Origin of the sequence: Frigoribacterium sp. UYMn621 (assembly GCF_040549525.1) — a bacterium.
Classification (GTDB): domain Bacteria; phylum Actinomycetota; class Actinomycetes; order Actinomycetales; family Microbacteriaceae; genus Lacisediminihabitans.
The window spans coordinates 73278-92824 of sequence record NZ_JBEPTM010000009.1 but is presented as its reverse complement, the minus strand read 5'-3'; the positions used below and the strand labels follow the sequence as shown (position 1 = coordinate 92824).

Sequence of the window (19547 nt, the reverse complement as noted above, 5' to 3'; positions counted from 1 at the left end):
TCATCTGGTACAGCGCTAATAACAGTCAGCTAACGCTAGCAAACTGACGGCGTCATCGGGTCGAGATGCCGCGTGGTGTTCGACCACGCTCCCAGAGTACACAGGGAGTGCTGTGCATCCCGGGCTACGGCGCGCCGTACCCCGAGCGGCCGGGTGGAAACCGGTGTCGGATGCCTCAGACGCTGAGAGCGGATGCGACCGAGAGCAGGATCAGAGTGACGATCATCACGATGCTCCAGGCGAAGTCGAGCGCGAATCCGCCGATGCGGATGGTGGGGATCACCCGTCGCACGAGTGAGATGGGCGGGTCGGTGAGGGCGAAGACGAACTCGGAGACCACCAGTCCCAAGCCGTGCGGGCGCCATCCCCGCGAGAAATTACGCACGAGATCGAGGATGAATCTGCCCCACAGCACGAAGAAATACAGCAGCAGCAGGTAATACGCGATGCTGGCTGGGATGGCGAAGGGGTTTGAGGTCACGTTGTCAGACTAGGGCGCGCGCGCCGGGAGCAATTACCGGGAGCGTCTTATTGGATGAGGACTGGCAGGATCGCTCAGGACTGGGCGAAGAACGACGCATCGACGTCGGATTCGACGGAGGCCTGGTCTCCGCTGACGGCGACGTGCGCCGGAGACAGCAGGAAGACCTTGCTGGTGACGCGCTCGATCTTGCCGTAGAGCCCCTGCGACAGTCCACTGGCGAAGTCGACGAGTCGACGCGCCTCCGGCTCGCTCATCTGGGAGAGGTTGATGATCACCGGGATGCCGTCACGGAACGCCTCGGCGATGGCCTGGGCGTCCTTGTACTGGCGCGGGTGGACGGTGAGGATCTCGTTCATGTCGGAGTGTGAGGCATTCTTCTGTGATGGAGCACGGCGAAGGGGTGTGACGGGAGCACGGGTACCGGAGGACTGCGCAGCCTGGGGAGACTCACGCACCTCGCGGGCGACAGGTGCCGGAGCCACGGGGGCGGCGTCCTCGTAGTCGAACTCCTCATCGGCGAGGCCAAGGTAGACCATGGTCTTGCGAAGTGGGTTAGCCATTACGTGCCTCCTGTGGTGGAACTGATGAGTTCAGATTAACCGGGGGTCGGTCGGTTTCCCGTGATTGCGGAACCAATCCGCAGGTGTGTCGCGCCCTCGAGAATGGCCTCGCGGTAGTCGCCCGACATTCCGGTGGAGATGAAGCGTGCGCCGGGCGCGAGTCGCCGCATCCGCTCAGAAGCCTCGCGTACCCGCACGAACGCCGGCCTCGGATCTTCACCAACGGGGGCCACGGCCATCACGCCGAGCAGTTCGAGCCCCGGAGTGGCGAGCACGAGTTCCGTGGTCTGCTCGAGGTCGGCATCCAGAATCCCCCCGCGGCCGGGATCATCGGTGAGATTGAGCTGCACGAAACACTCGATCGTCGTGCCGTCATCGCTGCCGAGCGCCTCGATGACGGAGGGCCGGTCGAGCGAATGGACGGAGTGCGCGTAGGCGCGAACCTGCTTCGCCTTCTTGCTCTGGAGTTGGCCGATGAAGTTCCAGCGCAGATCGAGATCGGCGAGTTCCGCTGCCTTGGCCTGGGCCTCCTGGTGTCGGTTCTCGCCCATCTCGCGCACCCCGAGGGCGTACAACTCCCGCACCAGGGAGGCGGGATGGAACTTGGTCACGACGATGGTCGTGATCTCGTCCACCCCGCGTCCCGCCTCGACGGCGGCAGCAGCGACACCCGCGCGCACCTCTTCGAGGCGCTCCGCGAGGGTGGGACTACTTGAGGAAATCGGGGACATCCAGGTCGTCATCGCCATCATCGAACACCGGGTCTTTCGGCGCGGTCGGCACTTCGGACTCCGCGGCCCAGTTCGGCACACTGCTCGTCTCCGGTTCGAGGGCGCCGGTGGCGGCGGGCGCTGCCGCAAAGACAGGCGCGGACGCCGGGACTTCACCGGTGCCGGCGCGACGTTCGTCCTTCTTCACGACGGGCTCTCCGCCGTCGAAGCCGGCAGCGATCACCGTGACCCGCACCTCGTCGCCGAGGGTGTCATCGATCACCGCACCGAAGATGATGTTGGCCTCGGGATGCACGGCCTCCTGCACGAGCCGGGCAGCGTCGTTGATCTCGAAGATTCCGAGGTTGGATCCGCCCTGGATCGAGAGGAGCACCCCGTGCGCCCCATCGATGGATGCCTCAAGCAGCGGGCTCGCAACCGCGAGCTCTGCGGCCTTGATGGCCCGGTCCGCGCCGCGGCTCGAGCCGATGCCCATGAGCGCCGATCCGGCCCCCTGCATCACCGACTTGACGTCGGCGAAGTCGAGGTTGATGAGGCCGGGGGTCGTGATGAGGTCGGTGATGCCCTGCACGCCGGCGAGCAGTACCTGATCGGCCGTGGCGAAGGCTTCGAGGAAGGAGATGCCACGGTCGCTGATCTCGAGGAGACGATCGTTGGGCACCACGATGAGGGTGTCGACCTCCTGCTTGAGGGCGGCGACTCCCACGTCCGCCTGCGCGGCGCGGCGCTTTCCCTCGAATCCGAACGGACGCGTGACGACACCGATGGTGAGAGCTCCGATGGACTTCGCGATGCGGGCCACGACGGGCGCGCCTCCCGTGCCGGTTCCGCCGCCCTCTCCCGCGGTCACGAAGACCATGTCTGCGCCGGCGAGGGCCTCTTCGATCTCCTCCGCGTGGTCCTCGGCGGCGCGACGGCCGACCTCGGGGTCGGCTCCAGCGCCGAGTCCGCGGGTGAGTTCGCGTCCGACGTCGAGCTTGACGTCCGCGTCGCTCATCAGGAGCGCCTGGGCGTCGGTGTTGATGGCGATGAATTCGACGCCGCGAAGGCCGAGTTCGATCATTCGGTTGACGGCATTGACTCCGCCGCCGCCTATGCCGACGACCTTGATCACGGCTAGGTAGTTCTGGTTCGTTGTCACGTCCGGCCTCCGGTAGGAACTTTCAACCTTTACCTGAGCCTTAAAGTTATGCTCAGTATAGGTTTCTTGTTTCGAAGTTAAGGGGCGCGGCGCGATGCCGCCGAGAGGCCGTCCAGCGTGTCGCCAAGTCGCGGCGAGATTGGCGTCAGTTGCCGCCGAGCACCGGATGAGTCGGAGCCGACACGTCGTACTTCGTGGTCGTGCCGCCCACGGTGATGACGGCGGCGAGCACCTTGGCCTTGAGTGCGGACTGCTCCGCACTCCCCCACACGACGGTCTGGCCGCCGGTGAGGGTGAGGGTCACGTCATCCGAGGTCTGGGCGGTGACCGTGTCGACCTTCTTCAGCAGGTCGGACGGCAGGGCGAGAAGCACACCGACCGCCGCGGTGAAGGCCGGGCTCGTCTTCGTCGCCGAACCGAGCTCGATCAGCGGCAGCCCGGGCTGCCGCTCCGCCGCGGTGTCGATGACGATCCCGGCCGGGTCGACCACGGAGAATCCATCCGAGGTCGCGAGCGTGGCGATCGGCGCTCGCTCGGCAATGCGGATGATCAGGGTGTCCGGCGGCACCGTCTCTGTCACGAAGCTGCGGATCAGGGGGAACTTGCCGAGCGCCCGAGTGATCGAGCCGAAGTCGACGAGGGCGAGGGGCCGGCCGATCTGGCCATCCACGGCAGCACGAACGCTCGCCGCGCTCACCCGGGATGCGCCCTCCACCCGGATGGTCTTCAGCGAGAGCAGCGGGGAATACACAGCTCCGGTGACGAAGCCCACGACCAGAAGGAGGGAAAGGCCGCTCACGATCCAGGTGATGCGCCTGCGCCGGGAGCGGCGGGTGAATCGTCTCGCCTCCCCTCGCTCGTAGGCACGGCGCGCCCTCTCGGCACGCTTGAGATCACGGCGGGCCGCCGCGTCGAGAGGTGCTTCGGACGAGGGAGCCCGTTTCATGCGGCCCGGCGGCTTCGAGCGACTCTGTGCACTCGGCGCCTCCGGTGCGGCTGGGATGGCCGGGGTCGGGGACACGGACGGAACCACCGGCCTCTTCACGGAAGACTTCTGCGCCACCGGCTTCTGTGCCGAAGGCTTCTGCGGGGAGGGCATCCGGGGCGGCGTGGCTCCGGAGGTCGAACCCGGCGTGCGATCGAATCCTTCCGGCCTCTTCATCGGGGCCCGCCTTCCGTCTCGCCCGGCGGCAGCGCAAGGGTCTCAAGGAGCCGGGGGATGATGCGGTAGACATCGCCGCCGCCCATCGGGATCACGAAGTCACCCTCGCGCGCGATCGAGGCGGCGAAGTCCGCGGCATCCTGCCACTCGTCGAAATAGTGCACGCGCGACTGGTCGACGAAGAGACGGGTGATGAGCTCCCCGGTGACGCCCGGCTCCGGGTCCTGGCGGGCGCCGTAGATCGGCACGACGATCGTGATGTCCGCAAGCGACTCGAAGGTCTCGGCGAATTCGGCCGCCATCTGCTTCGTGCGCGAATAGAGGTGAGGCTGGAAGATCGGGATCAGGCGTCCGGCCCCGACGACTCCGCGCGCGCCGGACAGGGCGGCCCTGATCTCCGTCGGATGGTGAGCGAAGTCGTCGTAGACGCTCACCCCCCGCACCGTGCCGCGCAGTTCGAAGCGCCGCTCTGTCCCCTCGAACAGGGCGATCGCGTCGAGCGCGGCCTGCGGTTCGAGACCGAGCGAGACGAGCACGCCGAACGCTCCCGCGGCATTGATCGCGTTATGGAGCCCTGCGACACGGAGCCTGGTCGCATAGTCGGCACCGCGATAGCGCAGGGTGAAGGCGACAGTCTCGGTGCTCTCGATCGAGTGCAGTCGGATGTCGGCATCCGCATGCTGCCCGAATGTCAGCACACTGCGATCCCCGAGGTGAGTGGTAACGGAGACCGCTCGGGCATCGTCACTCGAGATGACGACCCGTTCGGAGGCCTTGCGCGCGAACGTCACGAAGGCCTGTTCGAAAGCCTCCTCCGAGCCGTAGTGGTCCAGGTGGTCCGGGTCGACGTTCGTGATCAGCGAGATAGCGGTGTCATAGAGCAGAAAAGAGCCGTCCGATTCATCAGCCTCCACGACGAAGACCTCGCCGGTGCCGGTGGCGGCGCTGACGCCGAGCGAGCGGATCACTCCCCCGTTGACGAAACTCGGATCCATCTCGAGCGCGAGCATCGCCGTCACGATCATCGCCGTCGACGTGGTCTTTCCGTGGGCTCCCGCGATCGCCACCACGCGGTGATTGCGTGTGAGCCAGGCGAGGGCCTGGGCGCGATGGACGATCGGAAGGCCCCGTTCGCGCGCGGCCAGGAATTCGGGATTGTCTTCGGCGATCGCTCCGGTGACGATGAGGGTATCCGCGCCGTCGATGTTCACGGCGGAGTGACCGATCGCCACCGCGACTCCGCTCGCGCGAAGGGCTTCCACAGTTTCCGTCGCGCGGATGTCCGAGCCGGTGACCGGCAGCCCGGCCTCGAGGAAGAGACGGGCGATGCCGCTCATGCCGGCGCCGCCGATGCCGACGAAATGCACCCTGCCGAGGTCGTCGGGCACGGATTGGGAGAAGTCTGACTTGATCACGCGGTCAAATCTACGGTGGAGGCGCGGGCATCCCCGACGAGGTCGACCATTCGATCGGCGCCGTCGAGCACACCGACCGGCAGTGTGCGCGCGGCCATGGCGGCGATGGCGGCACGGTCTTCCAGCAGTGGAACCAGGTGGTCGAGCACCCAGCGCGGGGTGAACTCCGCGTTGTCCACGATGAGCGCCCCTCCGGCATCCACGACATCGCGGGCATTGAGTCTCTGCTCGCCGTTGCCGATCGCCAGTGGCACATACACGGCGGGCACGCCGAGCGCACTGAACTCGCTCACTGTCGCCGCTCCGGCCCGGGCGACGGCAAGATCCGCCGCGGCGAGGGCCAGGTCCATCCGGTCGCAGTAGGGCACCATCAGGTAGTGCGCCAGCGTGGTGGGCGGCAGGATCGACCGCTCCCCCGTGACGTGAAGGATCTGCCATCCCGCGCCGATGATGGTCGCGGCCGACTCGTTCACGACCTCGTTGAGGTGCAGCGCGCCCTGGGACCCACCGGTCACGAGGAGGGTCGGCCGTGACGGGGAGAGTCCGAAGAACTCGAGGGCCTCCCATCGCTCTGCCGGTCGGTCGAGCGACTCGATCTCCCGGCGAAGGGGCATGCCGACGAAACGGCCATGCGGAAGACGGGCAGAGCGGAAGGCGGTGCCGACGAAGCGGGTGAGCCGGGCACCGAGCCGGTTGGCCATCCCCGGCCGGGCATTCGCCTCGTGGATGGCGATGGCCACGTTCTCTCGCCGAGCGGCGAGATAGGCGGGGGCGGAGACATAGCCGCCGAAGCCCACCACGACGTCGATGCGATGCTCACGGATCAGGCCGCGGATGTCGCCGACGAGCCGACTGAATCGGCCGGGGAACCGCAGCGCATCCCCATTCGGACGGCGAGGGAATGGCAGGCGGGCGACGACCAGGAGCTGATAACCGCGCGCCGGCACCAGCCGTGATTCGAGACCCTCCGCGGTGCCGAGGACGAGGATGACCGCCTCCGGGTCGCGGAGAACGAGCCGGTCGGCGACGGCGAGCAGGGGGTTCACATGTCCAGCTGTTCCCCCGCCGGCGAGGAGATACCGCGTCACCTCAGGCGACCGCCGGTCGCAGTCGTCGGCGAGGCGTTCGGAGCGTGACGCGCGAAGGACAGCACGATTCCGATGCCGAGGAGCGTGGTGACGAGGGCGGACCCTCCCGCCGAGATCAACGGGAGCGGCACTCCCAGCACGGGTAACAGCCCCAGCACCACCGCGATGTTCACGAAGGCCTGCCCGATGACCCAGATGAGCACCGCGCTCACGGCGACCCGTGCGAAGGCGTCGGTGGTGGGGCGCGCCCTGATGATCCGCACGAAGGTGATCGCGAGCACGAGGAGCAGAACCAGCACGAGGATGGCGCCGATGAGTCCGAGCTCTTCGCCGATGATCGCGAAGATGAAGTCGTTGTCAGCCTCGGGCAGCCAGGACCATTTGAGTTTGGAGTTGCCGAGCCCCACCCCGAAGATGCCACCGGAGGCCAATGCCCACCAGCCGTGCACGGTCTGCCAGCAGAGTCCGTTGTGGTCGGTGTCTGTCTTGCAGCCGTTGACGACAGCCGCGATTCGGGAGGCCCGGGAGCCCGAACCGAGCGCGATGGCGGACCCGGCGATCGCCAGGGCCACGAGGGGAATCGCGAAGAGCCGCAGGCTGACCCCGGCGAAGAACAGGGTGGCGAAGACGATCGCGAGAAGGATGATCGCGGTACCGATGTCGCCGCCGAGCACGACGAGCCCGATCGCGATGCCGGCCGGGATGAGTGGCTTGACCAGCTCACGCCAGTCGTCCAGGCGATCCTGCATGCCCGAGAGTGACTTGCCGAGCCAGAGCACGAGGGCCACCTTGATGAGCTCGGAAGGCTGGGCGGTGAAGCCGCCGATGTTGATCCAGTTGCGGTTTCCGTTGATATCGACGCCGATGTGCGGCACGAAGACCAGCAGCTGGAGTCCGATGGCGATGACGAGGAATCGACCGGCCCATTTCTTCCAGAAGAAGGCGGGCAGGCGGGCCGAGATGAGCATCAGGGGCACGCCGATCGCCGCGAACAGAACCTGGCGAACGAAGCCGTTGAAGAAGTCGCCGCTCGCTTTGAACGACTCGACGGCGGAGGAGGAGAGCACCATCACCAGTCCGAAGACCACGAGGAAGAGTGTCGTTCCGAGAAGAAGGAAATAGCTGCCGGTCTCGGCAGCGAAGAGACGCTTGACGGTCACCACGGCGGCGGGACCGCGGGATTCGTTCTGTTCTGCCGGACGCGCACCCGGGTCGGGGCGCGCCGCCGGCCTAGTCTTCGCCCGGGGTCGCGGAGGGCTCGTGGTCATTCGTGCCCTCTCCGCCTGCATCTCGTGCTGTGTCTGCCTCGCGCACCGCGTCGGCGAATCGGTTGCCCCGGTCGGCGTAGTCGGTGAACTGGTCCATGGATGCGGCCGCCGGAGCGAGAAGAACTGTGTCCCCGGGCTGGGCGACCGCGACCGCCAGTCTCACGACTGTCGGCATCACCTCTTTAGTGTCAGCGGTGTCGACCTCGAACAGGGGCAGCGATGGCGCGTGTCGCAGGAACGCGTCGCGAAGCACGGAACGGTCGGCGCCGATGAGGATGACCGCGCGCAGGCGCGCATGGTTCGCGGACACCAGTTCGGTGACATCCACTCCCTTGAGCAGTCCGCCGACCACCCAGACCACGGACTCGAAGGATTCGAGCGCCGCCTGGGCCGCGTGTGGGTTCGTCGCCTTCGAGTCATTCACCCACCGGATGCCGTCGCGGTCGAGGATCGTCTCTGTGCGGTGATGGTCCATGCGGAAGGCACCGAGCGCCGCGCGGATATCGGCCGTCGGTACATCGAAAGAACGGGCGAGGGCGGATGCGGCGAGCACGTTGGCGATCATGTGGGGCGAGCCGAGACCCACGGTCTCGAGTTCGTGCACCGTGGTGATCTCGGTAGCCGAGTGCCAGCGGTCGGCCAGGAAGGCGCGGTCCACCACGATCTCGTCGACAAGACCGACGTCGCTCGGGCCAGGCAGCCCGCGCCCGAAGCCGATCGCGCGGCATCCCTCCACCACCTCGGCCTCCTCCACGAGTTCTCGGGTGGTGTCGTCCTCGAGGTTGTAGACGCAGGCGACCCGGGTGCGCTCATAGACGCTGCCTTTGGCGGCGCGGTAGGCCGCAGCCGAACCGTGCCAATCGAGGTGGTCGTCCGCCACGTTGAGACACACGCTCGACCATGCAGACATGGAGTGCAGGTAGTGCAACTGGAAGCTGGAGAGTTCGACGACAAGGGCATCGAAACCGATCGGGTCGCGCACGGCGTCGAGTACCGGAATGCCGACGTTGCCGCAGGCGATCGCCCGCTTGCCGCCCGCGACGAGCATCGCGGTGGTGAGCTGCGTCGTGGTCGTCTTGCCGTTGGTGCCGGTGATGGCGATCCATTCGGCGACTCGACCCGAACGATCGCGCAGTCGCCAGGCGAGTTCGACATCCCCCCACAGCGGCACACCCGCGTCGATCGACCACGCGACGAGTGGATGCGACGGGGCGAAGCCGGGCGAGACGACGACGAGCTCCGGGGCGAAGGTTTCGAGCTCGGTCTCCAGGTCGACGACTGCGAGGCGCACCCCGATCACCTCGAGCAGGTCGGCAATCTCCCCGTCGGCACGGTCTGCCAGCACGACCAGCTCGGCTCCGAGCTCGGCAAGCGTGTCGGCGACCGAGAATCCGGTCATGCCCAGCCCGAGCACGGCCACCCGCAACCCCGCCCAGTCGGCATTCCATCCGGTGAGGCCGGACACATCATCCGCAGTGCGCGCCATCAGGGAACCCGGGAGAGCCATTCGAGGTAGAAGGTGCCGACACCGGCGGCCACGAAGAGGCCGGAGATGATCCAGAACCGCACGACGATCGTGACCTCCGCCCAGCCCTTCATCTCGAAGTGGTGATGAAGCGGACTTGCGCGCCAGATCCGTTTGCCGCGCGTGACTTTGAAGTAGATGCGCTGCACGATCACCTGCCCGGTGATCACGAGGAACAGTCCGCCGATCAGCACGAGGAGGAGCTCGGTGCGGGAGAGGATCGCCAGAGCGGCGAGAGCCCCTCCGAGGCCGAAGGATCCGGTGTCGCCCATGTGGATCTGGGCCGGAGCGGTGTTCCACCAGAGGAAGCCGATGAGCGATCCGACGATCGCCGCCGCCACCACCGCGATGTCGAGCGGACGCGACACGGTGTAGCACTTGAAGAGGTTGCCGCTCTCGGCGATCGTCGTACTGAAGCAGGACTGGTTCGACTGCCAGAAGCCGATGATGATGTACGAGCCGATGGCGAGGATGGACGACCCGGCGGCGAGACCATCGAGCCCGTCGGCGAGGTTCACCGCATTGGTGGTCGCGGTGGTGATGAGAACGATCCATGCGATGAAGAGGACGATCCCGAAGGTTGCGCCGAACACCACGACGAAGTTGAAGTTGAGGTCGCGCACGAAGGAGATCGCCGTGGAGGCGGGCGTGCGGTTGTTCGCGTCGCGGTACACGATCGCGATGATGCCGAACACGATGGCCACGATCACCGTGCCGACGATCTTGTACCAGCCGGCGAGCCCGACGCTGTTCTGGCGCTTGACCTTGAGGTAGTCGTCGAGAAAGCCGATCAGGCCGAGACCGGCCATCATCGCGAGCACCAGGATGCCCGTGCCGGCGACGGAGTCCCCGCCCACGAGGTGACCGACGAAATATCCCACGATCGATGCGGTGATGAATACGATCCCGCCCATCGAGGGAGTGCCGCGCTTCATCACATGCGCCGTTGGGGTGTCGGCACGGTAGAACTGTCCGAGCTTGAGCCACCGGAACGCCCTGGCGAACAGCGGCGTCAGCAGCAGGGTGAACACCATGCCGACGCCGCCCGCGGTGAGAAGCGCTATCACTCAGGTCACCTCGCCGAGGCGGTCACCGAGAAAGCGGAGATTGGCGGACTTCGACGATTTCACCAGCACGACATCGCCCGCGCGCAGGTCGTCACTGAGGTGCTGATAGGCCTCGTCGGCGGTCGCGACGAGCATGGACTCCCCGTCCCACGAGCCCTCGAGCCCCGCCGCGTTGTGGATATGCCGGGCGCCGTGGCCGACCACGATGAGCTTCTGGATGTTGAGGCGCACGACGAGGCGCCCGATGCGGTCGTGCTCCTCGTCGGAATAGGCGCCGAGGGCGGCCATCTCGCCGAGAATCGCGATGGAGCGCTGCCCGGGTTCGATGATCTGCGCAAGGGTCTTGAGCGCGGCCGACATCGAATCGGGGCTGGCGTTGTAGGCGTCGTTGATCACCACGATGCCGTCTGATCGGGTCAACACCTCCATGCGCCAGCGTTCGGCGCGCGGCACGGTTTCGAGCGCGGTGATGGCGCTGTCGAGGTCCACCCCGAGCTCTCGCGCGACCGCGAGAGTTGCGAGGGCATTCATGACATGGTGTTCGCCCAGGATCCGCAGCTGTACCGGCCGGTGGACGTCGCCGACGATCAGCGTGAATGCCGTGCCGGAGGCGGTGGCACGCAGGTCGTCGCCGCGAACATCAGCGGTGGCATCCAGTCCGAACCAGACCGGGCGGGCCTGGGTGAGGGCTGCCATGGCGGCGACACGTTCGTCGTCGACGTTGAGGATGGCGACGGCGCCGGCCGGGAGCTCGGTGACGATCTCGGACTTCGCCCGCTGGGTCTGCTCGATCCCGCCGAATTCGCCGGCATGGGCGAGCCCCACCTTGAGGACCACCGAGATGTCCGGCACCGCGATGCCGACGGTGCGGGCGATATCCCCGATGGCGGATGCCCCCATCTCGATGACGAGGAAGCGCGTGCCGAAGTCGATGGAGAGCATCGAGAGGGGCGCGCCGACCTGGTTGTTGAAGGAGCCGGGAGGGGCGATGGTGGCTCCGGCCGTCTCCAGCACCGCGCGCAGCATGTTCTTCGTGGTGGTCTTGCCGTTGGATCCGGTGATCCCGATGACCTTGAGGGCGCCCTCTGCGCGCACGCGAGCCACGACGAAGCGGGCGAGATCGGCCAGGGCCGTGAGCGTGTCGGGCACCACGACCTGGGACACCGGCAGCTCGAGTTCGTGGTCGACGATCAGGAGCACCGCGCCGTTGTCGATCGCGGCCTGCGCGAACAGGTGTCCGTCGGAGACTTCCCCGGGCAGCGCGATGAAGATCGATCCCACGGTGACAAGTCTCGAGTCGGTCTGTGCCGATCCGGAGATATCGTCGAAGTCGTGGCTTCCCGGCGCGAGGCTGAGTGCGCCGCCGACGGCCGCCGCGAGATCGGCAAGAGTGAGCGAGATCACTTAGGCCCAACCCGCCTCTCGCAGTGCCTCGCGGGCCTCCGCGCGGGCGGAGTACGGCGTGCGTTCGCCCCGGATGTCGCGGTAGTCCTGATGCCCCGGGCCGGCCCAGAGGATGGAGTCACCCTCCTGGGCGAGCGCAACAGCAACGCGGATCGCCTTCTCGGGGGGACTGACCTCGTGAAGCTCCGCCTGGTGCTCGGCGAGATTCGCGCCCTCGATGAGGGTCGCCCGGATGGATTCCGGGTCCTCGAAGCGCGGGTGGTGGTCGGTGATCACGAGAATGTCGGATCCCTCGGAGGCGACCCGGCCCATCTCGTGCCGCTTTGTGGCGTCACGGTCGCCATCGGCGCCGAACACCATGATCACGCGGCCGGTGGTGAACTTGCTCACCGCGCCGAGGGTGTTGAGGAAGGCATCGGGACTGTGACCGAAGTCGACGTAGACGCTCGGTCCACGGTCCCCGGAGACCCGTTCGGTGCGACCGGGGATGTAGGCGTCGATGCCGTGCTCGATTGCCTGGCCGATGGCCTCGAGCTCGAAGCCCGCCTCCACGAGCATCACGATCGCGAGGGCAGCGTTGGCCGCCATGTGCCAGCCGATGAGGGGCACGTGGGTGGTGATCGAACGACCCTCCGGGCCGGTGAGGGTGAATTCGACCCCGGATGCGCGCTCGTCGAGGATCTCCACGTTCCACTCCCCCACCACGCCGGGAGTCGCAGAGATCGTGGTCACCGGGATGCGGGACCGGTCGACGACCTTCGCGCCCCAGGCCGTGTCGAGCGAGACGACTCCGCGCTTTCCGCGCGCCGGGTCGAAGAACCCGAGCTTGGCTTCGAAGTACTCGTCCATGTCGGCGTAGTCGTCGAGGTGATCGTGGCTCAGATTGGTGAAGGCCACCACATCGAACATGAGCCCGTCGATGCGGTTCTTGGTGAGAGCCTGGGCGCTCACCTCGACCGCGACCGCGCGCACCTCGCTCTCGCGCATCCGGGCAAGGAGGGCATGCATCTCGCTCGCCTCGGGGGTGGTGAGCCGGGAGACGACGCTCACATCGCCGATGTGACGCTCTGCGGTGGACGAGAGGCCCGTCACGAGCCCGAGCTGCTTGAGGATCGCCTCGAGGATGTAGGCGGTGGAGGTCTTGCCGTTGGTGCCGGTGATACCGAGCATGAGCGGCGGATGCTCGTTGGTGCGGTACACCCACGCCGACACGTCGCCGAGCGCCAACCGGGGCGACTCCACGATCACGATGGGAAGGCCGCTGTCTGCAGCCAGCTGAGCTCCAGCCGCGTCGGTCAGCACGGCGACCGCACCGCTCTCGGCGGCCTGCGCGGCGTACTGGGCGCCGTGACTGTTGAGACCCTGGATGCCGACGTACAGGTCGCCATCCTGCACCTCGGTGGAGCGCAGCGTGACGCCGGTGATCTCGACGCCATCGAGCGAGCCGACCGATTCGAGCCCGAACTCGGAGACGAGTCCGGCGAGAGGCCTGGCCAGCGGATGCTCCGGTCGAAGAACCGGGGGGATCCGTGCAGTCACAGCGTCTACTTTCTTACCAGGTCGTCGCCGGATAGGTGGATGGCGTTGTCGACGGGGGCACCCGGTACTTTGTGAGCACCTGGGACATGATCTTCTTGAAGGTCGGCGCCGCGGCGGCCGAACTCTTCATGGTAGCTGGCTTCGTGTAGGTGACGACAACCACGTACTGCGGGTCCTCGGCGGGGGCGATGCCGGCGAAGGACACGACCCGGTCACCGGTGTAGCGCCCGTTGGACGCCATCTCGGCGGTACCGCTCTTGCCCGCGACCCGGTAGCCCGGGATCTTGACGGCCTTGGAGAGCTCGCCGCCCTGCACGACGCTCTCGAGCATGTTGACCACGGTCTTCGCCGTGCTTTCCGACACCACCCGGGTCCCGGCGGTCGAGGGCTGGTCGATGACGGTGCCGTCGGACTTCGTGCAGCTCTCGACGAGCGTGGTCGGCAGTCTCAGGCCGCCGTTTCCGAGGGTGCCGAAGATCTGGGCGATCTGCAGTGCCGTGGCCGAGACTCCCTGTCCGTACAGCACGTTGTAGTGGGTCTGGTTGTCCCAGGGCAGCTTGTTGATGAGGCCGGTGGCTTCTCCGGGGAATCCGACGGCGGTGGCTTGGCCGAGCCCGAACTTCTTCATGTAGTCGAGCCGCGTCTGCTCTGGCACCTCTGAACCGAGCTTGGAGATTCCCACGTTCGAGGAGTTCTGAAGCACCCCGGTCAGGGTGAGGTGCTGCTCGGGGTGCGGCGCGGCATCGTTGATGATGGCGCCCTCCGGCGTCACCCAGTGCGACGGCACGACGGCCTGCATTGTCGGGGAGCCGATGCCCGTGTCGATGAGGGCCGAGGCGGAAATCGCCTTGAGCACGGAGCCGGGCTCGTACTCCGCGGTGAAGGCGAGCGATCCGTAGTTGGCGCGCTCTGAGCCGTCCACATTGTTGGGGTCGACAGCGGGCCAGTCCGCCACAGTCATCAGGTGGAAGTCCTTGATGCGCAGCACGACAGCCGTGGCGGACTGGGCGCCGATTGCGGTGCCCTGCTCGGCGATCGCCTGGGTGGCGAACCACTGCAGGTCGCTGTCGATCGAGAGCTTGAGCGTGCCACCGGGTTGGGACGCCGTGTTGGTGACCTCGCTTCCGGGGATCTGCACCCCATCCGCCCCCTGCTCGTAGGTGGTGGTTCCGTTCTTGCTCGCCAGGCACGAGTTGTCGCCGAGCTCGAGGCCTCCGCCCGGGCCGTCAGTGCTCAGGTATCCCGTGAGGTTTCCCGCCACCGAGCCGTTCGGATAGGTGCGCATGGGGTGCAGCTGGAACGCGATCCCCGGAATCTTGAGCTTCTCGATCGCCCGTCGGGTCTCGAGGTCCACCGACTTCGTCACGAGGGCGTAGTTGGACGTCGGATTCTTCGTGAGCGACTGGTAGACCGTCGCCGGGTCCTGCTTGGTGAGGGTGGCGAGCTCCGTTGCGCCCTGCATCACGGTGACCATGGTCTTCGTGCCGTCCTTGCCGACGACGGAATAGCCCCCCGAAGCATCCATCTTGGCGAAGTTGGCCGGAGACACGACCACGTCGTACCGGTTGACGCTGTCCGCGAGCACCACACCATTGCTGTCGATGATCTCGCCACGAGCCGCGTAGGTGGGGATCTTCACGGCACGCTTGTTGAGCGAGTCGGACGTGAGCTGGTCCGCTCGCACCAGCTGGATGTCGACGAGGCGCACGGCGAAGACGCCGATGACGGCGAACACCATGACGATCGCGAGGGCCAGACGACGACGCGTGCTCCGGGGATTGGTCACGGGCGCCTCCTCTCGGGATGCGGGCTGGTGGTGGTCAGTGAGTGATCGGCGACGGCAGCACGACCTGTGCCGGAGCCCCCGGAGTGGACGTTACCGACCCCACACCCGCCGGTGCGGCAGGCGCGCCAGCGGTCGCCGCCGTAGTCGCCGCCGTGGCCGCCGCGGCCGTCGCGCCGAGGGCAGAGATGTCGGGGGTGATCAGTGCGTTCGGGGTGTAGGTAGCGGCGTCCGCCGCAACAGCCGTGTCGGCCGTGGCCGGGGTGGGCGCTCGAGTGACCCCTCCGGAGAGGCTGAGGAAGCCCTGGCTGCCCGTGTTCAGCACCATTCCGAGCGCGGATGCCTGACCGGCGAGGTTCTGCGGAGACTGCAACACGTTGAGGGACTCGGCGAGGGACTGCTGGTCGCGCGACAGGTCGCGCTGGGTCTGCTGCAGGCCGGAGATCTCGTACGCGCCGTTCGACAGCCAGATGCTGAGCAGAAGCTGCGCAATGAGGATCACAAACAGGCCGGCGATGGCCACGAGGGCGTAGACCACTCGGGGGCGGGCCCGCTTCTGGCTGCGGCTCGAGACGATCTCGATGTGGCGGGGGTGGATCTCGCGTTCCGCCGGAAGGAAATCTGGCAGATCGATGGCGAGAGTGTTACTCATGCGGCCCTCCGGATGCGTGACGCGGCGCGCAGCCGCACTGGGGTGGACCGCGGGTTCGCGGCTTTTTCGTCGTCGGTGGCGAGTTCTGCGCCGCGAACGAGAAGGGTGAACTCTGCCCGGTGCTCCGGCAGTTCGATGGGGAGCCCCGCAGGAGCGGTGGAAGAGGATGCGGCGGCCAGGGCGCGCTTGACGATGCGGTCTTCGAGCGACTGGTAGGAGAGCACGACGATGCGACCGTCGACGGCGAGCGAGCGGAGCGCGGCCGGGATGGCCCGCTCGAGCACCGACAGCTCCTGGTTCACCTCGATGCGAAGCGCCTGGAAGACCCGCTTGGCCGGGTGACCCTTGCGCTGGATCGCCACGGGGGTCGCGGCGGTGATCAGTTCGACGAGTTCGGCAGAGCGCACGAGCGGCCGTGTCTCGCGCGTCTCCACGATCTTCTTGGCGTAGCGCTGGGCGAGACGTTCCTCGCCGAACTCCCAGAAGATGCGACGCAACTCGGTCTCGCTGTAGTCCGCGAGGATGCGCTCGGCAGTCAGCGGCGACGTGGCATCCATCCGCATGTCGAGCGGAGCGTCCTTGGAGTAGGAGAACCCGCGCTCCACCCGGTCGAGCTGCAGAGACGAGACTCCGAGGTCGAAGAGGATCCCCGACACCTCGGCCATGCCCAGCTCGTGGAGGGATTCCTCGAACCTGTCGTAGACCGTGTGCACGAGGTGCACCCGGTCGCCGAAGGGGGCGAGGCGCTCTGCCGCGATGGCGAGGGCGTCGGTGTCGCGGTCGAGCCCCACGAGCACGAGCTCGGGGAATCGCTGGAGGAAGGCCTCGGCGTGGCCGGCCATGCCGAGCGTGGCATCCACCAGCACGGCGCCCGGGTGGGAGAGAGCGGGGCTGAGCAGCTCGATGCTCCGCTCGAGCATCACGGGGGTGTGGATCTGGTTTTCGACCATGGTGGCCGGTGTCTTCTGTTCCTTGTTCCTGATCCCCATCCGTCCGACCTGTCACCGGGGAAGTGATGTCAGGGCGAATCGACGGCTGGGAGTCAGGAACAAGGGCTCTAGAAGAGTCCCGGGATCACCTCCTCCGTCGTGTCGGCGAAGGCACTCTCCTGCTCGGAGTAGTAGGTCTCCCACGCGGCGGTGTCCCAGATCTCCGCCCGGTTGCCCGCACCGATCACGGTGAGGTCGCGGCCGAGGCCGGCGTAGGCGCGAAGGCCGGCGGGAATCGTGACACGGTGCTGGGCGTCCGGCACCTCGGCATTGGCGCCGGAGAGAAAGAGTCGCAGGTAGTCACGTGCCTGCTTGCTGGTGACGGGAGCCTGGCGGATCCGGTCGTGAAGCGCCTCGAACTCGCGGGTGGAGAACACGTAGAGGCAGTGCTCCTGGCCGCGGGTGATGACGATGCCGGATTCGAGCTCCGACCAGAACTTGGCCGGAAGGATGATGCGGCCTTTGTCGTCGAGCTTGGGGGTGTGCGTGCCAAGGAACATCGGCCACTCCCCCTCATTCTCCGGCCTGGATTCAGGTGTACTCCACTTTACTCCACTCTCCACCACAAATCAATGAAAAGCGCGCCAAATTGCCCCTTTCTGGGGTGAACTTCCCTGCAATACCGGGCTAGTCGAGAGTGGAGGGAAATGGAGCTACTTGGCAGAATCCGGAGCAAAAATGGGCACAAAAAAAGGCCGATCTCTCGATCGGCCCAAATCTGTGAAGTCTGTTTACTGCTCGCGCCCGTCCTGACGCTTGTCCCACCGCTCGTTCATGCGATCCATGAAGGTCGCCTTGGAACGCGTTTCCGTGGGGCGGGGAGGCTCTTCGACGAGGCGCCGCGGAGACGAGATCGCCACGAGCACGCCGACGAACATGACGACGAAGCCGGCGACACCGAGGATGGCGAGTTGGAGCATCACTCCCGCCACGATGACCGCGACCCCGACGAGACCGACGAGAATGCCGATCACGATGGAACGGTAGGTGGGGCGCCCTCGACCCGATCCGACGGTCGCGACGAAGTCGGCGTCGTTGTGATAGAGACTGCGTTCCATCTCGTCCAGGAGACGCTGTTCATGTTCTGACAGCGGCATAATGACTCCCTTCAGGTCAGAGGCGTGGTGGTGATACATGCCAATTGTAGGCTCCCCCACGTGGCTAGGCTATAACTGTGCCTGAGAGTAAGCGGTTAGTTGACCTTGTCCAGAACGACATCGATGCCTTTCTCGACGAGAGGGAGCCACTGCTCGCCTCGATCGGGCCGGACCTGGCCCCGTTCATCGACTTCTCGCGGGATCTGCTGAGGGGCGGAAAGCGGTTTCGCGCGCTGTTCTGCTACTGGGGGTGGCAGTCCGTGAGCGGCCACACGACGGCGTTCGATGTGATGCCCGACCGCAGCGCCCCGAGCGACCTCGAGGCGATCGTGCTCGCCGCGAGCGGCCTCGAGGTCTTCCATGCCGCCGCGCTCGTGCACGACGACATCATGGACAACTCCGACACCCGTCGCGGTATGCCCAGTGCGCACAAGCGCTTCGAGGGTCTTCACGACGACGGTCGGTGGACCGGAAGCGCTCGCGGGTTCGGCCAGTCCGCCGCCCTGCTCCTCGGCGACCTCCTTCTGAGCTGGAGCGACGAACTCTTCGACTCCGGGTTGCAGGCGCTGTCTTCTCCCGCATCCCGGGTGGCCGCTCGAGCGGAATTCAACCGGATGCGCACCGAAGTGACCGTCGGCCAGTATCTCGACATCCTCGAGGAGCGCAGCTGGCGCAACTATCCCGAGCCGGAGCTCCTGTCCCGGGCGCACCGGGTCATCGTCTACAAATCCGCGAAGTACAGCATCGAGGCACCCCTCGCGATCGGCGCGGCGCTGGCCGGCGGATCGATCGAACAGGTCACGGCGTTGCGGGAATTCGGACTGCCGCTGGGAATCGCCTACCAGTTGCGCGACGACCTGCTCGGTGTCTTCGGCGATCCGGAGACCACGGGGAAACCCTCCGGCGACGACCTCCGCGAGGGCAAGCGCACGGTGCTGATCGCTCTCGCGCGAACCAAGCTCCCCTCGAATTCGACGAGCCTCCTCGACGAATTGCTGGGGGACCCCGAACTCACTCCCCAGCAGGTGACGATGCTCCAGGCCTCCATCCGCGACAGCGGTGCGGTCGAACACGTCGAGCAGATCATCGATCACAACGTGAAGCTCGCGATCACCGCGATCGCGGATGCCCCGCTCAGCCAGTCGTCGAAGCAGCAGCTCGTGCAGCTCGCCGACACCGTGATCAAGCGGGTCGCGTGACCCGCGCCGCGCGCGGCAGCGCGGGGAGTTAGAACCCGAGAGCCTGCGCGACCCGGCGCACCTCTGCCTTGCGGCCGGCTCGCAGCGCGTCGATCGGCGGGATGCCGATGCTCTCCTCCTCGGTGAGCAGCCAGTGCATCGCCTCGTCGTCGCTGTACCCGCTGTCATGCAGCACCAGCAGCGTTCCGCGCAGCTCCGGAAGCGGCTCTGCATCGCGGATGAACGACTCCGGTACCTTCCAGACACCGTCGATCTTCGAGGCGAGAAGGCTGTGGTCCTCGATCAACCGCCGCACCTTGCTCACGCCGATTCCGAGGATATCGACGAGTTCGGGAAGGGTGAGCCAGCGGGTGTCCGAAGCAGTAGTCACGAACGCAATGCTGCCAGAAGCGGACGCTCCTGCAAACTCTTCGAGTTTTGTTTCCATCGTGTTAACTCAAACA

The 19547-nt window shown here is 66.6% G+C and carries 19 protein-coding genes; 1 reads left to right on the top strand and 18 read right to left on the bottom strand.

All coding sequences use genetic code 11. The features are described 5' to 3' along the window. Positions 1-175: 175 nt before the first annotated feature. From ABIB54_RS14085 to ABIB54_RS14005, 17 genes are all read right to left on the bottom strand, one after another. Positions 176-481 carry a YggT family protein gene (locus tag ABIB54_RS14085; RefSeq protein WP_354576146.1) on the bottom strand — a complete coding sequence of 102 codons (306 nt, stop codon included), beginning with the start codon at positions 479-481 and terminating at the stop codon, positions 176-178. Between the two features lie 74 nt (positions 482-555). Continuing rightward, positions 556-1044 carry a cell division protein SepF gene (locus ABIB54_RS14080; protein WP_354576145.1) on the bottom strand — a complete coding sequence of 163 codons (489 nt, stop codon included), beginning with the start codon at positions 1042-1044 and terminating at the stop codon, positions 556-558. A gap of 35 nt (positions 1045-1079) precedes the next feature. Continuing rightward, positions 1080-1787 carry a YggS family pyridoxal phosphate-dependent enzyme gene (locus ABIB54_RS14075; RefSeq protein WP_354576144.1) on the bottom strand — a complete coding sequence of 236 codons (708 nt, stop codon included), beginning with the start codon at positions 1785-1787 and terminating at the stop codon, positions 1080-1082. Beyond that, positions 1753-2916 carry a cell division protein FtsZ gene (gene ftsZ / locus ABIB54_RS14070; protein ID WP_354576143.1) on the bottom strand — a complete coding sequence of 388 codons (1164 nt, stop codon included), beginning with the start codon at positions 2914-2916 and terminating at the stop codon, positions 1753-1755. Before ftsZ ends, ABIB54_RS14075 begins: the two co-directional genes overlap by 35 nt. Positions 2917-3061: 145 nt before the next feature. Continuing rightward, positions 3062-4078 carry a cell division protein FtsQ/DivIB gene (locus ABIB54_RS14065; RefSeq protein WP_354576142.1) on the bottom strand — a complete coding sequence of 339 codons (1017 nt, stop codon included), beginning with the start codon at positions 4076-4078 and terminating at the stop codon, positions 3062-3064. After that, positions 4075-5493 carry a UDP-N-acetylmuramate--L-alanine ligase gene (murC, locus tag ABIB54_RS14060; protein ID WP_354576141.1) on the bottom strand — a complete coding sequence of 473 codons (1419 nt, stop codon included), beginning with the start codon at positions 5491-5493 and terminating at the stop codon, positions 4075-4077. Before murC ends, ABIB54_RS14065 begins: the two co-directional genes overlap by 4 nt. Further along, positions 5490-6581 (bottom strand): UDP-N-acetylglucosamine--N-acetylmuramyl-(pentapeptide) pyrophosphoryl-undecaprenol N-acetylglucosamine transferase, encoded by a 1092-nt coding sequence (locus tag ABIB54_RS14055; RefSeq protein ID WP_354576140.1) that lies wholly within the window; start codon positions 6579-6581, stop codon positions 5490-5492. Before ABIB54_RS14055 ends, murC begins: the two co-directional genes overlap by 4 nt. Then, positions 6578-7849, bottom strand: a complete 1272-nt coding sequence (gene ftsW / locus ABIB54_RS14050) for a putative lipid II flippase FtsW (RefSeq protein WP_354576139.1) — start codon at positions 7847-7849, stop codon at positions 6578-6580. Before ftsW ends, ABIB54_RS14055 begins: the two co-directional genes overlap by 4 nt. After that, on the bottom strand, positions 7812-9335 hold the full coding sequence (gene murD / locus ABIB54_RS14045) for a UDP-N-acetylmuramoyl-L-alanine--D-glutamate ligase (protein ID WP_354576138.1): 1524 nt from the start codon (positions 9333-9335) through the stop codon (positions 7812-7814). Before murD ends, ftsW begins: the two co-directional genes overlap by 38 nt. Continuing rightward, positions 9335-10441 carry a phospho-N-acetylmuramoyl-pentapeptide-transferase gene (mraY, locus tag ABIB54_RS14040; RefSeq protein WP_354576137.1) on the bottom strand — a complete coding sequence of 369 codons (1107 nt, stop codon included), beginning with the start codon at positions 10439-10441 and terminating at the stop codon, positions 9335-9337. Before mraY ends, murD begins: the two co-directional genes overlap by 1 nt. Next, positions 10442-11845: a UDP-N-acetylmuramoyl-tripeptide--D-alanyl-D-alanine ligase gene (locus ABIB54_RS14035; protein ID WP_354576136.1), complete on the bottom strand. Its 1404-nt coding sequence runs from the start codon at positions 11843-11845 to the stop codon at positions 10442-10444. Next, entirely contained in the window at positions 11846-13384 is a 1539-nt protein-coding gene (locus ABIB54_RS14030; protein WP_354576135.1) for a Mur ligase family protein, read from the bottom strand. Positions 13385-13397: 13 nt separating this feature from the next. Next, entirely contained in the window at positions 13398-15170 is a 1773-nt protein-coding gene (locus ABIB54_RS14025) for a peptidoglycan D,D-transpeptidase FtsI family protein (RefSeq protein WP_354576134.1), read from the bottom strand. 34 nt (positions 15171-15204) lie between these two features. Beyond that, complete coding sequence (gene ftsL, locus ABIB54_RS14020) at positions 15205-15819, bottom strand: cell division protein FtsL (protein WP_354576133.1); 615 nt, start codon at positions 15817-15819, stop codon at positions 15205-15207. Next, positions 15816-16769, bottom strand: a complete 954-nt coding sequence (rsmH, locus tag ABIB54_RS14015) for a 16S rRNA (cytosine(1402)-N(4))-methyltransferase RsmH (RefSeq protein WP_354576170.1) — start codon at positions 16767-16769, stop codon at positions 15816-15818. Before rsmH ends, ftsL begins: the two co-directional genes overlap by 4 nt. A gap of 107 nt (positions 16770-16876) precedes the next feature. Further along, positions 16877-17308 (bottom strand): division/cell wall cluster transcriptional repressor MraZ, encoded by a 432-nt coding sequence (mraZ, locus tag ABIB54_RS14010; protein WP_354576132.1) that lies wholly within the window; start codon positions 17306-17308, stop codon positions 16877-16879. Between the two features lie 231 nt (positions 17309-17539). Then, the gene (locus ABIB54_RS14005; RefSeq protein WP_185203634.1) at positions 17540-17905 is read right to left on the bottom strand and encodes an SCO2097 family morphological protein; all 366 of its coding nucleotides are present in this window, start codon (positions 17903-17905) and stop codon (positions 17540-17542) included. A 77-nt stretch (positions 17906-17982) separates the two neighbouring features. On the opposite strand from ABIB54_RS14005, the gene ABIB54_RS14000 reads away from it, so the two are divergent. After that, positions 17983-19104 carry a polyprenyl synthetase family protein gene (locus ABIB54_RS14000; protein ID WP_354576131.1) on the top strand — a complete coding sequence of 374 codons (1122 nt, stop codon included), beginning with the start codon at positions 17983-17985 and terminating at the stop codon, positions 19102-19104. Positions 19105-19132: 28 nt separating this feature from the next. Here the strand turns inward: ABIB54_RS14000 and ABIB54_RS13995 are convergent, their stop codons facing one another. After that, on the bottom strand, positions 19133-19474 hold the full coding sequence (locus ABIB54_RS13995) for an Rv2175c family DNA-binding protein (protein ID WP_185203631.1): 342 nt from the start codon (positions 19472-19474) through the stop codon (positions 19133-19135). Positions 19475-19547: the final 73 nt, after the last annotated feature.